The organism is Kocuria subflava, from assembly GCF_012163155.1.
Classification (GTDB): Bacteria; Actinomycetota; Actinomycetes; order Actinomycetales; family Micrococcaceae; genus Kocuria; species Kocuria subflava.
Genome location: NZ_JAAVUN010000002.1, coordinates 36,796 through 58,328, shown reverse-complemented (window position 1 = coordinate 58,328; position 21,533 = coordinate 36,796). Strand labels below are relative to the sequence as shown.

Below are 21,533 nucleotides of genomic sequence, written 5' to 3'. Positions count from 1 at the left end.
CGACGACGTTGCCCGCCCGCCGTCGTCCAGCTCAGTTCTCCTTGGGTTCGGACGGCTTGGCGTCCACTCCTGCTTCCTTGCGCTGCTGCGCGGTGATGGGCGCCGGAGCTGCCGTCAGGGGATCAAAGCCGCCACCGGTCTTGGGGAAGGCAATGACCTCTCGGATGGACTCCGTTCCGGCCAGCATGGCCACGGTGCGGTCCCAGCCCAGGGCGATGCCGCCGTGGGGCGGGGCGCCAAAGGCGAAGGCATCCAGCAGGAACCCGAACTTCTCCTGGGCCTCTTCCTCGGACAGGCCCATGACCTTGAACACCCGGTCCTGGATCTCGCGCTGGTGGATACGGATGGAGCCACCGCCCAGTTCCACGCCGTTGCACACGATGTCGTAGGCGTAGGCCAGTGCCATGCCGGGGTTGGTGTCAAAGGTGTCCAAGTATTCCGGCTTGGGTGAGGTGAAGGCGTGGTGCACGGCCGTCCAGGCACCGGATCCCACGGCAACGTCGCCGGAGGCAACGGCATCGGAGGCGGGTTCGAACATGGGTGCGTCCACCACCCACACGAATGCCCAGTCGCCGTCGTTGATCAGACCGGTGCGGTGGCCGATCTCCACACGTGCAGCCCCCAGCAGGGCGCGGGAAGGCTTGATCTCACCAGCGGCAAAGAAGATGCAGTCCCCGGGCTTGGCACCCGTGGCAGCGGCCAGGCCGGCCTTTTCGTCATCGGTGATGTTCTTGGCCACCGGGCCGGTGATCTCGCCGTCATCCTTGAGCAGGATGTGGGCCAGGCCCTTGGCGCCACGCTGCTTGGCCCACTCCTGCCAGGCATCCAGGGCGCGGCGCGGCTGGGAGGCACCACCGGGCATGACCACGGCACCCACGTACGGGGCCTGGAACACGCGGAACGGGGTGTCCTTGAAGTACTCGGTCAGATCAGTCAGTTCCAGGCCGAATCGCAGGTCCGGCTTGTCCGAACCGTACTTCTCCATGGCCTCGGCGTGGGTCATCCGGGGAATGGGGGTGGGGATCTGGACGTCGATCAGCTGCCACAGTTCACGCACCAGAGCCTCACCGAGCTCAATGATGTCGTCCTCCTCCACGAAGGAGGCCTCGATGTCCAGTTGGGTGAACTCGGGCTGACGATCGGCGCGGAAGTCCTCGTCCCGGTAGCACCGGGCGATCTGGAAGTACTTCTCCAACCCGCCCACCTGCAGCAACTGCTTGAAAAGCTGCGGGGACTGCGGCAGCGCGTACCAGGAACCCGGGGCCAGGCGAGCCGGCACCAGGAAGTCGCGGGCACCTTCCGGGGTGGAACGGGTCAGCGTGGGGGTTTCCACCTCCAGGTAACCACGGTCGTGCAACAGGTTCCGGGCCACCCGGTTGACCTCGGAACGCAGGCGCATGATGCGCGCAGGCTCGGGGCGGCGCAGGTCCAGGTAGCGGTACTTCAGGCGCGCTTCCTCACCCACCTCAACGTGCTCGTCGATCTGGAACGGCAAGGGGGCTGCGGTGTTCAGGACCTTGACCTCTTCGGCCATGATCTCCACCTCGCCGGAGGCCAGGTTGGGGTTCTCGTTGCCCTCGGGGCGCCGTTCCACCAAACCTGTGACCTGCAGGACGTACTCGTTGCGCAGGTGGTCAAAGTCTTCTTCGTTGCGCACCACCACCTGGGCCACACCGGAGGCGTCACGCAGGTCCAGGAAGGCCACTCCGCCGTGGTCACGACGACGCCCCACCCAACCTGCCAGGGTGACCGTTTGACCAATGAGCTCGGCGTTGAGTTCGCCAAGGCTGTGTGTGCGCAGCACTGATGAGTTCCTTACGTCCGTGGAGGGTTCGGGGGCAGTGATCACGCGCCAGTTCGACGACGCCCGCGGCTCGCCGTCAAGCGCCCGGGGTTTCGTTCACCGTGGGTTCACCGGCCACCCGTAGGTTTTTCTATGCCCGAGTCTACAGATCCAGACTTGGGCTTGTTCTCTTCAGCAGCCGATCCGCCAGGAGCATCGTGCCGTCTTCCTCACAGTCCCCCGCTACCCGTCCGAGCGAGCTCCAACGCCGCCTGGGTCTCACGGATGCCACCGTGATCGGGGTGGGTTCCATGGTGGGGGCAGGTGTTTTTGTGGCTTTTGCCCCGGCTGCCGCCCACGCAGGCTCGTGGCTGCTGGCCGCCGTGGTCTTGGCCGCCGTGGTGGCCTGGTGCAATGCCACGTCCACTGCACAGTTGGCAGCGCGGTACCCCAGTTCCGGCGGCACGTACGTCTACGCCAACCAGCGGTTGGGAGCGTGGCCCGGGTTCGTGGCCGGGTGGAGTTTTGTCACCGGCAAGACCGCCTCGGCTGCGGCCATGTCCATGACGTTCGGGCTCTATGTAGCCGGGTTGCTGGATGTGGCGGGCTTGCTGGATGCCCTGGGTCTTGCGGGCGCGCAGAACACTCCGCTGTGGGCCACGGTGTTTGCCGTGGTGGGAATCCTGACGTTGACCGGGATCAATCTGCTGGGCGTGACCAGGACAGCCACCGTCACCAAGGTGCTGGTGGGCTGTGTTCTGACCGTTCTGTTGTCCTTGGGCGTGGCCATGGCGGTGGTGGTGGGCAACCCATCAAACGGCGCCGGTCAGGCCACCAGCCCCGAACCTGGTTCCCTCTGGGGCGTGTTCCCCGCGGCGGCCTTGCTGTTCTTCGCCTTTGCCGGCTACGCCAGGATCGCCACTATGGGCGAGGAAGTCCGCGCTCCGCAGCGCACGATCCCACGCGCAATCCTGGGGGCGCTGAGCCTCACCTTGGTGCTGTACCTGGTGTTGGGTGCCCTGCTGCTGGCTGTGGTGGGACCGGCTGCACTGGCTGATTCGGATGCCCCCATGCTCACCGCCGTGCACGCACTCGGCCTTTCCCACGGGCTCACATCCGCGACCGCCACCGCCGTGACCGTGGCCGCCGCCCTGGGCACACTGGGCGCCCTGCTGGCCTTGATCGCCGGAATCTCCAGGACCTCCCTGGCCATGGCCCGTTCCCGTGACCTGCCCAGCCCCCTCACCGCAGTCTCAGGCCGCGGCGTGCCGTGGGTCTCCGAACTCACGACGGCGGTACTGGTGATCGCCTTGGTGCTTCTCACGGACGTCTACACCGTGATCGGGTTCTCGTCCTTTGGCGTGCTGGTCTACTACGCCCTGGCAAATCTCTCGGCCCTGACCCTGGGTGATCGCCCCTGGTGGGCACCACGTGTGGTCAACATTGTGGGGCTGGTGGGGTGCTTGGCTCTGGCGTTCTCATTGCCCTGGACCTCCGTGGTCACCATGGTGGTGGTGCTGGCACTCGGAATCCTGGGCCGCGCTCTGTATCGGGCGCTCAGGCCTGCGAGGCACTGACGGACACGGACAGGTCCTCGGCCGGCGGCATCCAGAGACTCGGGTCCGCAGGGACCTGTTCGCCCGAGCGGATGTCCTTGACCTCGTGGGTGACCACGCCATCGTCCTCGATCGAGGAGAACCAGACGAACGGGATGCCGCGCTTGTCCGCGTACTTGATCTGCTTGCCGAACTTGGCTGCACTGGCGGAGACCTCGCACGCGATGCCACGGGCACGCAACTGCGTGGCCACGTCCTGGGCATCGGACCAGGAGTCCTCGTCCACCAGGGAGATCAGCACGGCCGTGGGCACCGCACGGGAGGCCAGGGCCAGGTTCTGCCCAAGTATCCGGGAGACCAAACGGGTGACTCCGATAGACAACCCCACCCCGGGGAACGTGCGCTTGCCTGAGGTGGCCAGGGATTCGTAGCGGCCACCGGAGCAGATGGAGCCCAGCTTCTCGTGCCCCACCAGCACCGTCTCGTACACCGTGCCGGTGTAGTAGTCCAGGCCGCGGGCGATGGACAGATCGGCCACCATCTTCCCCGGTGCCCGGCGCACGCCCTCGGCCATGACCTCGGCCAGTTCGCTCAGGCCCTCCTCCAACAGCTCGTCAGCCACACCCAGTGCCCGGACCTGCTCCACAAAGGTGCCGTCCTCCGTGCGGATCGATGCCAACTCCAGCGCGGCATGAGCCTGCTCTGCTGTGGCGCCCACGTTCTGTTGCAAGTTGGCAGCAACCTTGTCCGCACCGAACTTCTCCAGCTTGTCGATCTCGCGCAGCACCGCAGGAGCGTCGGTGAGCCCGATGCCACGGTAAAAACCTTCGGCCAGCTTGCGGTTGTTGACCCGCAACTTGAACTCCGGGATCGGCAACTTGGAGAGAGCATCGATCATGACCAGCGCGAGTTCAACGTCGTACCGGAAGGGCAACGTCCCGTCACCCACGACGTCGATGTCCGCCTGGGTGAACTCGCGCGCACGGCCGTCCTGCGGCCGCTCCCCACGCCACACCTTCTGGATCTGGTAACGCCGGAACGGGAAGTTCAGGTGCCCGGCGTTGTCCACCACGTACCGGGCAAAAGGCACAGTGAGGTCAAAGTGCAGGGCGAGTTTGCCCTCCTTGGCCACGGCGGCGGCTTCCTCGTCCTCTGCCAGACGGGAGATTCCGTACACCTCTTTGTCGATCTCCCCCTTGCGCAGCAGCTGATCCACGGTTTCCACCGCGCGGGTTTCAATGGAGGAGAAGCCGTGCAACTCAAAAGTCTCCCGCAAGGTGTCCAGCACGTGCAGCTCCACCAGGCGCTCTGCGGGCAGCCATTCGGGGAAGCCGGACAGGGAGGTCTTGGGAGCCATGCTGAGTTACTCCTGGGAGGTGATGGGGAATGGGACGCAGACCATCTTATGGGCTGGGCAGCAACCGCCCGGACGGGTGTTTCCGTCGTCGTGAGTCCGGCACCGGGCCCGCCCATGACTACCATGGTGTTTCGTACAGTGTCGCGGGTTACGCCGCGGCCCCAGGACAAGCTGCCGAACGCCCCCGGATCCCCGGGTTCGCGGGTCGGCACGAGTGAAAGAGTTCCAGCGGTGACCGAACGTCTCGAATCCGACGACCAGACCCAGCCCCAGGTGCCCACACCCGCGGCCGTCAAACCCTCTGGCGTCAAGCCCTCCCCCGCAGTACCCAAGCCCGCTGCCCCCGCCTCCAGTGCCAGCGCTTCACCTGAGAGCGCCTCAGCTGAGACCGCCTCCGGTGCCAACTCCTCAGATGGCAACACAGCCGCCACGCCGGGTCCCGTCCCCGGTCCCGACGCTGCTGCCTCCAAGGCGTCCAACCACACCACCGGTGCCCCCGCCAAGGCAGAAGCACACGGCGCCGGTTCGGCCGACGGCGTGTCGGCCGAACAGCTCGAGGCAGCACGCCCTTTCGGTGAAGTCACCGAGGACGGCCACGTCTACGTTCTGGTGGACGGTGAGCGGGTGCTGTGCGGACAGGTACCTGAGGTCCCGGCGGATGAGGCACTGGCCTACTTTGTCAAGAAGTTCGAGGACGCCCGCACCTTGGTCAACGTTCTGGAACAGCGGGTGGAGGCAGGGACTGCGTCCTCGGACATGAACCGCAACGCGGATCACGTCATGGCTCAGCTGGCCGAACGCAAGCTCGTGGGCGACGTCAAGGCCCTGGAGGCCCGTTTGGAAGCTCTGCGCCCGCGGATCGCAGAGCTCGAGGCCGAGCACAAGCGCGCCACGGAGGCTGCCAAGGCCGAACACTTTGCCCAGCGGGACGCAATCGTCAAGGAAGCCGAACAGATCGCCGAACAGGATCCGCAGAAGATCCAGTGGAAGCAGTCTTCTGCTCGCATGGCCGAGCTCTTCGATTCCTGGAAGGCGCACCAGAAGTCCGGAATCCGGCTCTCCCGCAAGGACGAGGAATCCCTGTGGAAGCGCTTCCGCAACGCCCGCACCACCTTTGACCGCCACCGCCGCGCGTACTTCTCCAAGCTGGATGAGAACAACGCCGAGGCCAAGCGCGTCAAGGAAAGGCTGATCGCGGAGGCTGAAGCCCTGCAGAGCTCCACCGACTGGAACGTGACGGCCGGCAAGTACCGCGACCTCATGGACCGTTGGAAGTCTTCCCCGCGGGCCTCCCGCCGTGACGACGACGCCCTGTGGGTCCGGTTCCGTGCCGCCCAGGACGTGTTCTTTGATGCCCGCAAGTCCGCCAATGACCAGGTGGAGCAGGAGTTCGAGGAGAACCTCAAGCTCAAGCAGGAACTGGTGGAGGAGGCCAAGCAGCTTCTGCCCGTCACGGATCTCCGTGCTGCCCGCAAGAAGCTCTCCGGCATCCAGGACCGCTGGGATCAGATCGGCAAGGTTCCGCGTACCCACTTCAAGCGCATCGAAAACGAGTTGCAGGCCGTGGAGGAAGCAGTCCGTGACGCCGATTCCGGCACCCGCGCCAAGAAGGTGGCATCCGAGTCCGAGGTGCGCTCCAACAGCCTGCTGACTCAGGCCGAGGAGAAGGTGGCGGAACTGCAGGGTCAGATCTCCGCGGCCGAATCCACCGGCGACTCCGCCCGAGCCAAGAAACTGGGCAAGGAACTGAGCAGTGCTGAGGCCATGCGGGACATGATCAAGCGCAGTGCTGCCGGGTTGTGACGTGCGGCTGCCGGCTGGAGAGCTGAGCCGGCGGGGCTGAACACACTGGCTGACGGGGGTCGTTCATCCACAGGATGGACGACCCCCTTCCCGTTGGTCCAGGCCACTGGCTTGGATGGAGGCATGACCGTCGAATCCCGTTGGCCCGTGGGCCTGAGCCTGGTTGATTCCACACCGGCTGTTCTGCGCGGCGCACCGTCGGTTCAGCAGCCAACCCTGTGGATGGCTCACGGAGCCGGGACGGTACCGCCGGGCTGGGAGACTACGACCGCCGTCGTGAATGGTGCAGAGCTCTCCGCCCTGGTGACAGACTCAGCTCTGGTGCCGGTTCTGGGACCGGTCCATGTGGCCGTGGGCACTGCCCAGACGCGGCAGGTCAAGGCCGCTGCGGTGGCGGTGTGCGTTCCACGCAGGGTCCGGGAGTCCGCCATCCTGCACCGGGGATCGGCCGCTTGGTTCCATGCCTGCGCCACCCCGCCCTCCGTGCTGGAGTTCGTCACGCACCGGGAGAATCGCTGCAGCACTCGCCCAGCACCGCCCAGTGCCGCGGTGCGATGGACCGTGCGTCAGCTGCTCTACGAGCCCCAGGACGTTGACCACTTTCACGGGTGCTGCGTGACCACACCGTTGCGCACGGCCGCGGATCTGGCCTGTTGGGAGGATCCCGCAGGGCTGGCGGCATTACGGCTGCTGTTGACCGCACCCCATCTGGGCGTTGACGGCGCGCAGGTGGTGGGCTTGTTACGCGCTCGTTCCCGGTTGCCACACCGCACCAGAGGCGTGATCACGGTCCGCAAGGTGTGCAGGCAGTTGGGCTTGCCGGTTCCCGCATGAGGGCAGCCGGTGGTCCCTGGTTCAGGTCGTGGACCGCGGTTTCTCCGGCAGACGCTGCTGAGCGGAAGTCCGGTAGACGTCGTACACGCCGTCAATGTTGCGGACCTGGTTGAGCACGTGGTCCAGGTACCGGGCATCCCCCATCTCAAACGAGAACCGGGAGATGGCCAGACGGTCCGAGGACGTGTGGACATTGGCCGCCAGAATGTTCACGTGGTTCTCGGAAAGCACGCGGGTGACATCGGAGAGCAACTTCTGCCGGTCCAGGGCCTCCACCTGAATCTCCACCAGGAACACCGAGGACTGCGTGGGCGCCCAATGCACTGATATCCGGCGCTCGGATTCGGTCTGGTTGCGCATGTTGGAACAGTCCACCCGGTGCACGGAAATGCCCTGCCCGCGGGTCACGAAACCCACGATCTCGTCCGGCGGCACGGGCGTGCAGCACCGCGCCAACTTCACGTACACGTCCGAGGCCCCGTCCACCGCCACCCCGGAATCGGCAACCCCCTGTCTGACGGGTCGGATGGCGGAGATGGTGTCCGCGAAGTCCTCCACGGAACCGTCGGCACCGCCGGCGGACTCCACCAACAGGTCGATGACCTCCCGGGAGGAGACAGTTTCATTGCCGATGGCCTCGTACAGGGCCGTGATGTCCGTCTTGTTCAACTGCTGGGCAACGGAGACCAGGGCCTCCTGGGTCACGGTGCGCTGCAACGGCAGGTGATGCTTGCGCAGGGCACGGGTCAACGCCTCCTGACCGCGGGTGATCGCCTCCTCCCGGCGCTCCTTGGTGAAGAACTGCTTGATCTTCTGCCGCGCCCGTGGGGAGGAGACAAACTTCAACCAGTCCTGGGAGGGCGCGGCATCCGGAGACTTGGAGGTGAGCACCTCCACCCAGTCGCCGTGCTGCAAGGTGGAGGACAGTGCCACCAGCTTGCCGTTGACACGGGCACCAATGGTCTTCTGCCCCACCTCGGTGTGCACCGCGTAGGCAAAGTCCACCGGGGTGGAACCTGCCGGCAAGGCCATGACGTCCCCGCGCGGGGTGAACACGTAGACCTCTTTGGTGTCGATCTGATAGCGCAGGGAATCCAGGAACTCAGTGGAGTCCTTGGTGTCGTCCTGCCATGAGACCAAGGACTTCAACCATCCCATGTCCTGGGAGCTGGCCTTGGGGGTGTCACCGGCACCACCCGAGCGCGCGTGGTCCTTGTACTTCCAGTGCGCGGCCACACCGTATTCGGCCCGACGGTGCATCTCGTGGGTACGTATCTGGATCTCCACGGGCCGACCACCGGGTCCCAGCACCGTGGTGTGCAAGGACTGGTACATGTTGAACTTGGGCATGGCGATGTAGTCCTTGAACCGCCCCGGCAGCGGACGCCACCGCGCGTGCAAGGAACCCAGCGCCGCGTAGCACTCGCGCACGGAGGAGACCAGGACCCGCACCGCCAGCAGATCGTGGATCTCGTTGAAGTCCTTACCGCGCACAATCATCTTTTGGTACACGGAGTAGTAGTGCTTGGGTCGGCCGGTGATCACGGCCTCAATCCCCGATTCGGCCAGGTCCTCGGCCACCAAACTGCGGATCTGCGCCAGATTCCGCTCCCGCTGGGGCTGACGCTCCCCCACCATGCGGACTATTTCGTCGTAGATCTTGGGGTACAACGCCGCAAAGGACAGGTCCTCCAGCTCCCACTTGATGGTGTTCAAGCCCAAGCGGTGGGCCAGTGGCGCAAAGATCTCCAGGGTCTCCCGGGCCTTCTTGGCAGAGGATTCCTGGGAGACGAACCGCCAGGTGCGGGCATTGTGGAGCCGGTCGGCCAGTTTGATCAGCAGCACCCGGATGTCCCGGGCCATGGCCACGATCATCTTGCGCACGGTCTCCGCTTGGGCGTGTTCCCCGTACTGGACCTTCTCCAGTTTGGTCACGCCGTCCACCAGCTGGGCGACTTCCTCACCGAACTCCTGGCTCAGCTGCTCCAACGTGTAGTCGGTGTCCTCCACGGTGTCGTGCAGCAAGGCAGCCACCAACACCGGACCGGTCATTCCCAGCTCCGCCAAGATGGTGGTCACCGCCACCGGGTGGGTGATGTAGGGATCCCCGCTCTTGCGCTTCTGGCCTTCGTGCTGACGGTCTGCAACGGCAAAAGCACGCTGCAACACCGTCACGTCCTCCTGCGGTGCGTTTTCCCGGACAGTGCGCAACAGAGGTTCAATCAGCGGGGACTGAGAAATGGAGGCACCGGAGAGATACGACAGCGCGGAGCGCATCCGCTCAGAGCGCCCAGGGAACACGGGCCGCCCGAACACCGGCCGGGCGGCGGGAACCACACCGTGGGTACCGGAGGTGGTGGACCCCGTCCGGCCACCTGCACCAGCAGGCGACGACGACGCACCACCTCCTTGCGCGTCTCCATCCACCGGTGCGGTTGCACCAGCATGAGCGGTGGTGGCATCAGGCGCGCGCAAGGACTCCGGGTGCTGGCCCCGATCGGACTGGATCGAGTTCTGCTCCACGGTGTCCTCCTAGCTCAACATCTCTGACACAGCGCCGGATCACCGGCTGGGTCAGGGACACCATTCTAGGACCGTCCGGGAACCTCTCCGACTGCGGACTCGCTGTGGGCAGAAGCCTGGGTTCGGGCCCTCTCGGAAGCGTCGGTCGGTTGGGCGGCATGGGTCGGTTGGGCAACATCAGTAGGTTCTGTAGCCGGCGCATCCACCGTTTCGGCCTGATACGCCAGGTCCGCTGCACGGGCTTCCTGCTGCTTCACACCGGGTTCCACAGACCGCAAAGCCGCGTACACGGGGGTGGCCACGAACAGCGTGGCCAGGGTGCCCCAAACGATGCCCACAAACTGTGCCAGGGCCAGGTCCTTCAACGTCCCTGCCCCCAGCAGGGCGGCGCCGATGAACAAGATGGAGCCCACGGGCAGCAGTCCCACCACGGAGGTGTTGATGGAACGCACCAAGGTCTGGTTGGCGGCCAGGTTCACCTGATCGGAGAATCCGCGATTCAACCGTGGCGGTGGCGCGCTGCCGTCCAGCAACCCGCGGGTGTTCTCACGGACCTTGTCAAAGACCACCACGGTGTCATACAGCGAGTAGGACAACACGGTGAGGAACCCGATGATGGCCGATGGTGTGACCTCAAAACCCACCAGAGAGTAGGTGCCCACCGTCAGGGCCACCGTGACGAACACACCGGCCATGGAGGCCAGGGACATCTTCCAGGTGCGGAAGTACAGCGCCATGACCACGGCGGTCAGGGCCAGGAAGATCACCAGACCGCGGATCATCTGCTGGGAAATCCCGGCACCCCACGTGGGACCCACAAAGTTGGAGGCCACCTGATCCTCTGAGACGTCGTAGGCCTGAACCAGCGCTTCACGCACCGCCAAGGTTTGGTCGTCGTCGAGTTGTTCGGTCTGCACTCGAATGGTGCCGGGGGCGATGTTGGTGACCGTGGATTCGCCGTCGTGCCCGGTGGAGGTCACGGCCTCCTGGCCCGGTTCCAGGCTGCTGTCCGCAACGTTGGAGACCACGAATTCCGAGCCACCCGTGAAGTCGATGCCCAAGTTGAATCCCCCACGGACCACAGGGATCAGTGCGGAGATCACCACCAGCAAGGCTGCGATGCTCAACCACAACTTGCGCTTGGGGACAAACGGAAAGGACTTCCGTCCGCTGTAGAGGTCGTTACCGAAATCGGCGAACCGTGACATCAGGCCTCTCCCTTCTCCGTGGTGGTGTTCTCAGCAGGCGCCCGGCCTCCGGAAGCAGCGGACAGTCGTGCTTGACGACGACGCTCGGCCAGCGTGAGACCGTCATTGACACCGGTGGCCACCTTGATCGGTGGTTGATCCTCCTGCGGTGCGGCCTCTGGCTCTGCGGTCTGCTCCGTCTGAGAGGTTGCTGCCTCTGGGGACCAAGGTTGGGCCGGGGCGCTGTCCTCCGTACGGGAGGTGGTGGGGTCGGCGTCGTCGATCTGGGTGGCACCGGAGGCGGGGTCAAGATCGTCCGGGGTGCGCAACCGTCCCGATCCGCGGTAGAAGGGCACGGCGTCCAGCGCCTTGGGGTCCAGTCCGGACCCGGGGCTGCCGCGGCCAAAGTACTTGGTGCGGGAGAGGTAGACCATGACCGGGTGGGTGAAGAAGAAAACCACCAGCAGATCGATCACCGCGGTGAGACCCAGGGTGAAGGCGAACCCGCGCACGTTGCCCACGGCCACAAAGTAGAGCACCACGGAGGCGATCAGGTTCACGGCCTTGGAGGCCAAGATGGTCTGCTGCGCGCGTTTCCACCCGTGATCGATGGCCGAGGGAATGGTGCGTCCGATGCGGACCTCATCCCTGATGCGTTCGAAGTACACGATGAAGGAGTCCGCTGCCATGCCGATGGCCACCACCAGACCGGCCACACCGGCCAGGGACAGCCGGTAGTTCAGTGCCCAGCCCAGAAGCGTGATGGCAAGCCAGGACATCAGCCCCAACACGATCAGGGAGATGATGTTGACCCAGCCCAGCCACCTGTACTGGATGATGGACCACACTGCCACCAGCAGCAGGCCGATCAGCCCGGCAATGATGCCCATGCGCAGCTGATCAGCACCCAGGGTGGCGGAGATCTGCTGCTCGGAGGCAATGGAGAAGCTGACGGGAAGGGACCCGTAACGCAGCTGCTCGGCCAGGAACGATGCCGATTCCTCCGTGAACCGTCCCGTGATCTGGGCCTGGCCGTTGGGGATCACGGCGTTCATCTGGGGGGCGGAGATCACTTCACCGTCCAGCAGAATGGCGAACTGGTTGCGCGGATCCCCGGGTGTGGTCTGGCCGATGTTGTAGAGGCGTTCGGAGAGCTGCTGGAAGGTCTCCGTGCCTTCAGAGTTGAACTGAAGGTCAACAGCCCACTGTCCGGTGGTGGTACCTCCCTGACCTTGGGCCATGCCGTAGCTCGAGTCAGAAATCTCCGTGCCTTGGATCTCCACCGGACCCAAGATGTATTTGGTGCCTGCCTCCGGTTCACAGGCGATCACGGCCTGATCCGGGTTCTGCGCAGCACGCTCCTCCGGGCTCTGCGGTTGGGTGCAGTCCGTGGATTCGAACTCCTGCATCAGATCAGCGGTGATCCAAGTGGTGTCAGAGGAGTCGGCGGGTTCCGCGGTGGGGTTCGGCAACTGGTCCTCAGCCGTGCGCTGATCCTCCGGAACCGCCTCAGCCGCGCCCGTCAACAGCACAGGACGGAAACTCATCTGTGCTGAGGTCTGGATGAGTTCGCGGGTGGCACTGTCCGGAGCGCCCGGCATGGACACCACAATGTTGGAGCCACCCTGTGTGGTGACCTCCGCCTCTGAGACACCCGAGCCGTCCACACGCTGGCGGATGATCTCCACCGCCTGATCCAGCTGTTCCTGGGTGATCTCCTGCCCGGCGTCCTCACCCTGCAACCGCGGGGTCAGGACCATCTGGGTGCCACCCTCAAGATCCAAGGCCAGGCGCGGGGTCCAGTCCGTGCTGCCACGTCCGGCACCCCAGGCCAACAGACCGATCAACGCCAGCATCACCACGGTCAACGCAATCAGGGACGTCCGGGCGCGGCTCAGGGCGCGGGAAATCTCCGTGCGGTCTTTGACCGATGTGGTGGATGAACTCTTCCGAGACCCCTCAGGGGGTTGAGAAGTGGCAGTCGCCATGGGCAGGGTCCTTGTCAGCGGTACTCGTTCTACAGCAGCAGGCACCGGCCGGGAATCAGGCCGATCAGTGTTGCTGCCAGATCATGTGGTCACAGTAAAGCGTCCACCAGGGATAATCCCCGGTGGACGCTACACCACAAGATCAGTTGTTCTCTGTGCTGGTGGCACCGGTGTTGCCGGTGCCCTGTTCACCCGGGGTCTGATCATCCACCACGGTCGTCAGCGTCTGCAGGTGAACGGTCACCTGGGTTCCGGGAGCGATTTCCAGAAACGCTTTGACGGCTTCCTGATCAATGCTGACCACCCGGCCGTAAAGACCGTAACTGGTCATCACCTGGGTGCCGGGGACCATCTTGGACTGCTGGTCCTTCATCTTCTGCTGTTGACGGCGCCGGTTGCGGTTGGTGAACCAGAACATCAGCACCAGCAGACCGATCATCACACCGAAGAACAGGAACTGGCCTGAGCCTCCGGCGTTCTGACCGGCGGCCGACAAGCTGGCATCAGTCTGGGCGGACACGATGGGCTGGGCGGTCAAGGCGGGGGTCAGTGCGGAGGAAAGCACGTGGTCTCCTGATTCTGCAGCCAGGCTGCATCGGTGGTTCTCACGGTGGTGCTGCTGGTGTCACCGTGACGGAAGTTCACATGGCGTACCGGCGCAGGGGCCACACGCGCATCCACTCATGGTAGGTGACTGACCGTCTGAGGTTGGCCTGACCGGCCTCAGTGTTCGCTGTCCGAGTCAGTTTCCGGCCGCTGGAGTGCGGGGTCCCCAAAGGCGGCATGGGCTGGAACCGCAAGTCCCAGATGCTCCCAGGCAGCCGGCATGGCGATGCGCCCACGCGGGGTTCGGGCCAGCAGACCTTCCCGCACCAGATAGGGCTCAGCCACTTCCTCCACGGTTTCGGTTTCCTCGCCCACGGCGATGGCCAGGGTGGAGAGCCCCACCGGCCCGCCGCCGAAGTGTTTGACCAGGGCCTCCAGGACACTGCGGTCCAGGCGGTCCAGCCCGCGTGGGTCCACCTCGTACATTTCCAACGCCGAAGACGCTGCCCGCGAATCAATGCGACTCACACCGTGCACCAACGCCCAGTCGCGGACACGGCGCAACAAACGGTTGGCAATACGCGGGGTACCCCTGGAACGGGAGGCCACTTCTTGAAAACCTTCCGTGCTCAGGTCCAGGTCCAACAGACCGGCGGAACGGCGCAGCACGCTGACCAGTTCCTCCACCGCGTAGAACTCCAGGTGTCCGGTGAATCCGAAACGGTCACGCAAGGGTCCGGGCAACAGGCCCGCACGCGTGGTGGCGCCCACCAGGGTGAACGGCGGAAGATCCAGGGGAATGGAGGTGGCACCGGCACCCTTGCCCACCACAATGTCCACGCGGAAGTCCTCCATGGCCATGTAGAGCATTTCCTCCGCAGGCCGTGACATGCGGTGGATCTCATCCAGGAACAACACCTCCCCTTCCGTCAGGGAGGACAGAATGGCGGCCAGATCACCGGTGTGTTGGATGGCCGGGCCGGAGGAGATCCGCAGAGGAGCACCCATCTCCTCGGCAATGATCATGGCCAGGGTGGTTTTGCCGAGTCCAGGAGGCCCCGAGAGCAGGACGTGATCAGCACTGCGGCCCCTGAGCTTGGAGGCCTCCAACACCAGGGACAACTGGCGCCGCACCCGCGGTTGACCCACAAAGTCATCCAGGGTTCCTGGGCGCAGGGCTGCTTCCACGGTCTTCTCATCAGGTTCCGTGTCTGCTGCCACCAGGCGGTCTCGACCGTTCACGGCTGCGCGATCACCGGCCACGGTCACGCTCCCCCGCCGCCGTGGAGGCTCGTGCCCCCAACCAGGCCAGAACGGTGCGCAGAATCACTGCCACATCTCCGGACTCCGCAAGTTCTTCGCTGCCAACCAGGGCGTCGTCGATGGCTTGGGATGCATCCTTCTCATTCCAGCCCAGACCCACCAGTGCCTCGGTGACCTGGATGCGCCACACGGGCAGTGCCGGCTCGGCTGGTGACGGCGAGGAAGTCTGCGGGGCATCCGCAGGGACCAGTTTGTCCGCCAGTTCCAGCACGATGCGCTTGGCCCCTTTGGGCCCAATGCCTGGAACAGCGGTGAAGGCTTTGGGATCCCCACTGGCTATTGCGGCACGGACGTCGTCGGGACCCAAGGTGGCCAGAACGGCCAGTGCAGTGCGTGGTCCCACTCCGGAGACGCCCAGCATGGTTTCGAAAACTTCCTTCTCCTGGGTGTCGGCAAAACCGAACAGGAGCGGGGAATCATCCTTGCGAGCCACATAGGAGGTGGCCAGTGTGGCTTCCCGGCCGGTGTGGAGACCGGAGAGGGTCAGCGGGGTGACCTGGACTTCCAGGCCCAGCCCGTGAACGTCCACCACCACGGTGCTCAAGCCCTTGTGCAGAACTTCTCCGCGCACCGCTGCAATCATGGGGGTCCTTCCGTGGGGTGGCCCGAGCTGCGGCACACCTTCAACCAGCAGACTCGAACATGTGTACTATTCGCTGCCCAGACTAGCAGCGCTGCGGTCAAACCACGGCTTCAGCGCCCGCCGCGCCGAGCTTTCTGTTCAGCAACCTTCCACGCCCTCTGTGCGGGCGTGAGTCGTGAACCGCCGGCGGCCTGCAGTCGCGCCAGCCGAGTCTGTGCGCCCTGGTGGGTGGCCGTGGCGGCCTGGGCGTCGTAGCCCGAGCCCACGCCCGAGCGCCACCCGTGGCAGATGGCGATGGCAATGGCGTCTGCGGCATCCGCAGGTTTGGGCGGGGCTGACAGGCCCAGGATGCGCACCACCATGCGCGTCACGGCGTCCTTGTCAGCAGCACCGTCCCCCGTCACGGCCGCTTTGACCTCGGACGGGGTGTGCCAGGCCACCGGCACCTTGCGCCGAGCCGCCTCCGCAATCACGGCGCCCGAGGCCTGCGCCGTACCCACCACGGTGGGCGCGTTGTTCTGGGCGAACAACCGCTCAATGGCCAGCGCATCTGGGTGGTAGCGATCCATCATGGATTCCGCTGCCACCGCGATGCTCAGGATGCGTTGTTCCAGTGGCTGATCTGCTGAGGTGCCCTGCACTTCGTGATGGATCCATTCCACCTGCCGGTTGGCGCGCATCCGCACCACACCGAATCCGCAGCGGGTCAGCCCGGGGTCAACCCCCAGGATGACCTGCTCGGCAGTGGACATTCAGCCCTGGGCCTCGAGCTGAGCCAGGACCTCCGGGGAGATCTCGGCATTCGAGTAGACGTTCTGGACGTCGTCCAGGGCCTCCACGGCATCGGCCAGGCGCAAGAACTTGGCTGCGCCGTCGGCATCCAGGTCCACCTTCATGTTGGCGCGGAAGACGGGGTCGTCGTTGTTGTACTCCAGTCCCGCTTCCTCCAGGGCGGTGCGGATGGCGCCAAGGTCGGTGGCTTCGGAGACCACTTCAAAGACCTCGTCCTCTTCCACGACTTCCTCAGCACCGGCATCCAGGACGGCCATCAGGACGTCGTCCTCGGTCAGGCCGTCGGTCTTGGTCACCTCTGCCACGCCCTTGCGTTCGAACATGAACATCACGGAGCCGGGGTCGGCCATGGTGCCACCGTTGCGGGTGACGGCCACACGCACCTCAGAGGCAGCGCGGTTCTTGTTGTCCGTCAAGCACTCGATGTAGAGCGCGGAACCCTGCGGGCCACGGGCCTCGTAGAAGATTTCCGAGTAGTCGATGACTTCACCGGTCAGCCCGGCTCCACGCTTGATGGCGCGGTCAATGTTGTCATTGGGCACGGAGTTCTTCTTGGCCTTGGACACCGCCAGATCCAGTGCCGGGTTGCCTGCGGTGTCCGGCCCGCCCTGACGCGCAGCAACTTCAATGCCCTTGATGTACTTGGCAAAGGCCTTGGCGCGCTTGGCATCGATCGCGGCCTTCTTGTGCTTGGTGGTGGCCCATTTGGAGTGACCTGACATGTGTGCCTCCTGTGGCAAAAAATATTGTGTGCGCTCCGGCACCGGATGCTTCTGCGCGGCAGCGGGTCAGCCGGCTCCGGAAAAATCTGGCAGCCAGTCTAGTCCTGGCGGAGAACACGGGGTGTGTTCGGCTCAGCGCGGTCTGGACTGGGCCACCTCACGGGCCTTGGTGGCCAGGGTGTCATTGAGGGGTTCCAGATGGTAATGGGAGTAACGACGACGCACCGCGGTTGCGATCAGATGATCCGCCAGGGCGGGGTTCTTGGGCAACAGGGATCCATGCAGGTAGGAGCCGATGACCTCCTTGGTCACCGCACCTTCCGTACCGTCCTGGCCATCGTTGCCGGCACCTGCCACCACGCGTGCCAAGGGCTGCTGCCCGGCCCCCAGCTTGGTCAGTCCCGAGTGGTTTTCATAGCCGATGATGGTCCCGAATTTCTCCGACTCGGTCACGATGTTGCCGATCAGCCGCTGCTCACCACCTACCGTCGTCAGATCAAAAATCCCCACACCCGGCAGGGTCTGGCCGCCGATCGTGCGGAATTCGTGCCCAAAGAGTTGGTACAGACCGCAGATGGCCAGCATGGGGGCGCCGTCGTCAACCAACTGCATCAGGACCGGCTTGATGCTCTGGAGGTCCTCCATGACCCGGAACTGCCCGGAGTCCTGGCCGCCGCCGCCCACTAAAATGTCGCCGTCGGCAGGGAAGGAGTCCCCGGGGTTGTAGTCGGTGAGCTTGACCCCGTAGCCGCGCTTTTCCAGGCGACGCTTCAAGGTCAAGGTGTTGCCCCAGTCACCGTAGATGTTCATGTCCCGAGGGTAGAGCTGGACCAGGTGGATCTCCCCCAGCCCCCCGGGCTCCACGGTGTCTGTGGGCGAACCTGATCCCGGGGTCTGCGGGAACATGGACGTTGTGGTGGTCATGGCTCAGATCTCCGGGACGTCGGCGACTGCGCGCAGTGCGCGGCGCAGGGACAGCATGGCCGTGTAGGTGCAGAACACTCGCATGGGGCGGCCGTCAGCGGCGGTGATGAACTTGTGCAAGGACTCGGTCAGATCCGGTTCCACTTCTTGGATGGGGACTTGGTCGTAGTCCAGTCGCAAGGCCATGTCCCACGCGCGGGTGCCCGTGACCAGATCCACACCGCCTGCCCGCAGGGAGTCGAATTCGACGTCCCACAGCCAAGAGACGTCCCGGCCGTCAGCGTATTCGTCGTTGATCGCAATCATGGTGGCGTAGGCCTCCGGCTTGGCGGAGGCCAGGGAGAGGCGGAAGCCCGCGGGGTTCTTGACCAACAACAACTGCAGCGGGGTCTCTCCCACCGTGATGGTCTCACCTCGGCCGAACGCAGGCGTCACCCGGGACAATTCATCCAGCAGGGATTCGACTCCGGCGCCCGCAGCTTTCACCGCGCGGCCGTCATCCGTGACCGTGAGCGCCAAGGCCAGTGCACCGGCGGCGTTGTAGACGTTGTAGACACCGTAGAGGTGAACCTTGGCCTGGGCGGGTTGACCGTGCACCAGGAAGTCGACGTCCGTGGCCTCAAAGTGGGCCAGCTCCACCACGGGCTCAGGCTGGGGCGCGCCCTCCGGTGTGGGGGCGGCAGGGCCGTCGGCGGCGCGCATGTCGTCGTCCGAGGGGAACATGGGCCGCAACTGCTCGGAGAGTCCGTACCAGAGCACACGCGTATCGGGCTGGACGTCCTGGGCCAGGGAGGCAATGCGCGGATCCTCGCGGTTGAGAATCACCGCCTCCGTGGTGGCAGCTGCCACTTGGGCCAGCATCTGGCGAGTGGTGTCAATTTCCCCAAAACGGTCCAGCTGGTCCCGCATCACGTTCAGCAGCAGGGCAAAACGCGGTTTGACCTGCCGGACAAAGTGGACGGCGTGGGCCTCGTCCAGTTCCAGGACCGCAATGTCAGCGTCAAACCGCCCGGTCAGGGAGATTTCCTCCAACAACGACGCCGCCACACCACGCACAAAGTTGGAACCCGTGCGGTTGGTGAACACCTTCAACCCCTGGGATTCCAGCAACTGGACGGCCATCTTGGTCGTCGTCGTCTTGCCGTTGGTTCCGGAGACCACCACCACCCCGTGGGGCAGACGGGCCAACTGTTCGGCAACGAATCCGGGGTGCAGTTTCTCCATCACCAGGCCAGGGAACGCCGATCCGCCGCCGCGCATCTTGGTGGCGGCGCGCACGCCCTGGCCGAGGAGCCTCACGAGTGGTCTGGACATGAGCAACATCCTACGGGGGCCATCTTGCAGTCCTGTTCCGGCAGGCCCGCGTGTGGGGTGGACGGGGATCACACCTAGGATGGCCAGTGGTCGTTTGCGCCCGCGACCACTCCCGCAGGTGCCAGGCACCCTGGACACACATCATCTGCGGAAGCGACCGGAGACTTGGAAGGAAGCCGTCCTTCGTGACCAATCCGCTGTTGACCCCCAGCACCCTGCCGTGTGAGCTGCCGGATTTTGCCGCAATCCAGCCCCAGCACTTCCCGGAGGCCTTTGAGGCCGCCATGGCTGCCGACCTTGCCGCGGTGAAAACCGTGGTGGAGTGCCAGGAGCCCCCCACGCTGGCCGACACACTGGAGGTGCTGGAACGTGAAGGACTGTTCCTGGACCGGGTGGAGTCCGTGTTCTTCACCCTGACCTCCTCACACCTCACGGACGACATGCAGGAGCTCTATGAGCAGATGGCTCCGCGGCTGTCCCAACACCGCGCGGACGTAACCATGAACCGGGATCTCTACGACCGTGTGGTGGCGGTCTCCCCTGACGGGCTGAGCCCCACCGAGCAACGCGTGCTGGCTGAGTACACGCGGTGGTTCGAGCGCTCCGGTGTCCTGTTGGAAGAAGCGGACCAGACCCGCTTGCGGGAGATCAATGATCGCCTCTCCGCGCTGAGCATTCGCTACAGCACCCAACTGGTGCGGGAGAACGAACGGGCGTCCGTGCACGTCACGGATCGTGCGCGGTTGAAGGGGCTCAGTGAGGCTGCCATCAATGCTGCCAAGCGTGCAGCTGAGGACGCGGGACACTCGGACGGACACCTCTTGTCACTGGCTGCCTTCACCACCCAACCGGTGTTGCGGGAGTTGCACGACCGGGCCCTGCGCCAGGAGATCCACCAAGCGGCCATGGACCGCGGCCGCGGTCCGGACGGTGCCACAGGCCCCTTGCCCACGCGATCCACCGTGGACCTGCGTCCGATTGCTGCCGAGGTGGCCGAGCTCAGGGCAGAACAAGCGCACCTGCTGGGCTACACCAGCCATGACGACCTAGTGATGTCCCAAGCTGCAGCTGGTTCACCGTCCAATGTCCAGGACATGCTGGCTCAGGTGGCCGAACCCGCAGTGCGCAATGCCGTGGCAGAACGTGAGGCCCTGCAAGAGCTCCAGGACGAGCCCCTGGCGGCCTGGGACTGGCCTTTCCTGGCTGAACGCACGGCCAGTGACTCACCGGAGACCACCTTGGACGTCCGGGACTACCTTGAGCTTTACGCCGTGGTGGAGGACGGCCTGTTCCACACCGCCCGGGAGCTGTTCGGGCTGGAGTTCACCAAGCGCCGGGACCTCAAGGGGTACCTCCCCGAGGTGGAGGTCTACGAATGCCAACGTGCTGAGACCGGCGAAACGCTCGGCCTGATGGTGGCTGACTGGTGGACCCGCCCCACCAAATCAGGTGGCGCCTGGATGGGGACCCTGGTGCATCAGAACCACCTGGGGGCGCAAAAACCCGTGATCACGGTGAACACCAACTTTGTTTCCCCGCAACCGGGACAGCCCAAGCTGTTGACCGTGGCAGAGGTGACCACCCTGTTCCACGAGTTCGGGCACGTGTTGCACGGGCTGCTTTCAGACGTCCACTTCCCCTCCTTTGCCGGCACCAAGGTGGCCCGCGACGTGGTGGAATTCCCCTCCCAGGTCTACGAGATGTGGGTCCTGCACCCAGACGTCCTGCCCCGCTACGCCCGGCACCACCGCACGGGTGAACAGTTGCCGGAGGAGATCGCGGACCGGCTGCGGGAGGCGGACACCCAGGGTCAGGGCTTTGCCACCGTGGAGTACCTGGCTGCCACCGCCATTGACCTGGCATGGCATGAGCGCACCCACACAGATCCCGCACCGGATCTGGAGACCTTTGACCAGGACGCCATGACCACTGCCGGGCTGGATGTGGACGGCGTGGACCCCCGCTACACCTCCGCCACGTTCAAGCACATCTTTGCCGGGGGTTATGCGGCCGGGTACTACTCCTACCTGTGGTCGGAGATCATCGATGCCGCCGCCGTGGAGTGGTTCAACACCAACGGTGGGCTCAGCCGCAGCACCGGTGACCGGTTCGCCAGCACCATTCTCTCTCGCGGCAACGAGGCCGATCCCATGGACGGGGTCCGTGAGCTGCTGGGCGGGGACCCGGACATGCAGCCTTTGTTGCAGCGCCGCGGCCTGCTCTCCTGACCCTTTCCCTCTCCCGCCGAGTAGGCCTTTTGATCGCCCCTGAGTGGGTCAGCAGCGATCAAAAGGCCTA

16 protein-coding genes are annotated in these 21,533 nt (G+C 64.9%); 4 read left to right on the top strand and 12 right to left on the bottom strand.

Features of this window, described 5'->3' with window-relative positions; genetic code table 11:
• Window positions 1–31: 31 nt before the first annotated feature.
• Window positions 32–1,804 carry an aspartate--tRNA ligase gene (gene aspS / locus GTW58_RS01790; protein ID WP_119932439.1) on the bottom strand — a complete coding sequence of 591 codons (1,773 nt, stop codon included), beginning with the start codon at window positions 1,802–1,804 and terminating at the stop codon, window positions 32–34.
• A gap of 197 nt (window positions 1,805–2,001) precedes the next feature.
• On the opposite strand from aspS, the gene GTW58_RS01785 reads away from it, so the two are divergent.
• On the top strand, window positions 2,002–3,360 hold the full coding sequence (locus GTW58_RS01785) for an APC family permease (protein ID WP_232817966.1): 1,359 nt from the start codon (window positions 2,002–2,004) through the stop codon (window positions 3,358–3,360).
• Here the strand turns inward: GTW58_RS01785 and hisS are convergent.
• A complete protein-coding gene (gene hisS / locus GTW58_RS01780) occupies window positions 3,341–4,696 on the bottom strand; it encodes a histidine--tRNA ligase (protein WP_119932440.1) in 1,356 nt (451 codons plus the stop codon). The two genes, GTW58_RS01785 and hisS, sit on opposite strands and share 20 nt — an antisense overlap.
• Before the next feature lie 231 nt (window positions 4,697–4,927).
• On the opposite strand from hisS, the gene GTW58_RS14490 reads away from it, so the two are divergent.
• A complete protein-coding gene (locus GTW58_RS14490; RefSeq protein ID WP_232817967.1) occupies window positions 4,928–6,499 on the top strand; it encodes a DUF349 domain-containing protein in 1,572 nt (523 codons plus the stop codon).
• A gap of 123 nt (window positions 6,500–6,622) precedes the next feature.
• Window positions 6,623–7,333 (top strand): hypothetical protein, encoded by a 711-nt coding sequence (locus GTW58_RS01770; RefSeq protein ID WP_119932442.1) that lies wholly within the window; start codon window positions 6,623–6,625, stop codon window positions 7,331–7,333.
• 21 nt (window positions 7,334–7,354) lie between these two features.
• Here the strand turns inward: GTW58_RS01770 and GTW58_RS01765 are convergent, their stop codons facing one another.
• The 10 genes from GTW58_RS01765 to GTW58_RS01720 all read right to left on the bottom strand — a co-directional run bounded on the left by GTW58_RS01765 (window position 7,355) and on the right by GTW58_RS01720 (window position 19,244).
• Window positions 7,355–9,760, bottom strand: coding sequence for a RelA/SpoT family protein (locus tag GTW58_RS01765; protein ID WP_047691180.1), 2,406 nt, complete (start codon window positions 9,758–9,760; stop codon window positions 7,355–7,357).
• A gap of 161 nt (window positions 9,761–9,921) precedes the next feature.
• The gene (secF, locus tag GTW58_RS01760; RefSeq protein ID WP_119932443.1) at window positions 9,922–11,064 is read right to left on the bottom strand and encodes a protein translocase subunit SecF; all 1,143 of its coding nucleotides are present in this window, start codon (window positions 11,062–11,064) and stop codon (window positions 9,922–9,924) included.
• Window positions 11,064–12,899 (bottom strand): protein translocase subunit SecD, encoded by a 1,836-nt coding sequence (gene secD, locus GTW58_RS01755; RefSeq protein WP_232817973.1) that lies wholly within the window; start codon window positions 12,897–12,899, stop codon window positions 11,064–11,066. Before secD ends, secF begins: the two co-directional genes overlap by 1 nt.
• A 274-nt stretch (window positions 12,900–13,173) precedes the next feature.
• Window positions 13,174–13,596, bottom strand: coding sequence for a preprotein translocase subunit YajC (locus GTW58_RS01750; protein WP_052209745.1), 423 nt, complete (start codon window positions 13,594–13,596; stop codon window positions 13,174–13,176).
• A 158-nt stretch (window positions 13,597–13,754) separates the two neighbouring features.
• Window positions 13,755–14,819 (bottom strand): Holliday junction branch migration DNA helicase RuvB, encoded by a 1,065-nt coding sequence (ruvB, locus tag GTW58_RS01745; RefSeq protein ID WP_047692003.1) that lies wholly within the window; start codon window positions 14,817–14,819, stop codon window positions 13,755–13,757.
• Between the two features lie 10 nt (window positions 14,820–14,829).
• Window positions 14,830–15,483 (bottom strand): Holliday junction branch migration protein RuvA, encoded by a 654-nt coding sequence (ruvA, locus tag GTW58_RS01740; RefSeq protein ID WP_119932445.1) that lies wholly within the window; start codon window positions 15,481–15,483, stop codon window positions 14,830–14,832.
• Between the two features lie 110 nt (window positions 15,484–15,593).
• On the bottom strand, window positions 15,594–16,235 hold the full coding sequence (gene ruvC / locus GTW58_RS01735) for a crossover junction endodeoxyribonuclease RuvC (RefSeq protein WP_119932446.1): 642 nt from the start codon (window positions 16,233–16,235) through the stop codon (window positions 15,594–15,596).
• Window positions 16,236–16,997 (bottom strand): YebC/PmpR family DNA-binding transcriptional regulator, encoded by a 762-nt coding sequence (locus tag GTW58_RS01730; RefSeq protein ID WP_047692503.1) that lies wholly within the window; start codon window positions 16,995–16,997, stop codon window positions 16,236–16,238. It abuts the gene before it with no gap.
• Window positions 16,998–17,129: 132 nt separating this feature from the next.
• A complete protein-coding gene (locus GTW58_RS01725; RefSeq protein WP_168023450.1) occupies window positions 17,130–17,903 on the bottom strand; it encodes a type 1 glutamine amidotransferase in 774 nt (257 codons plus the stop codon).
• Between the two features lie 21 nt (window positions 17,904–17,924).
• Entirely contained in the window at window positions 17,925–19,244 is a 1,320-nt protein-coding gene (locus tag GTW58_RS01720) for a Mur ligase family protein (RefSeq protein ID WP_119932448.1), read from the bottom strand.
• A gap of 176 nt (window positions 19,245–19,420) precedes the next feature.
• On the opposite strand from GTW58_RS01720, the gene GTW58_RS14960 reads away from it, so the two are divergent.
• Window positions 19,421–21,463 carry a M3 family metallopeptidase gene (locus GTW58_RS14960; protein ID WP_119932449.1) on the top strand — a complete coding sequence of 681 codons (2,043 nt, stop codon included), beginning with the start codon at window positions 19,421–19,423 and terminating at the stop codon, window positions 21,461–21,463.
• The last annotated feature ends 70 nt before the right edge of the window (window positions 21,464–21,533 follow it).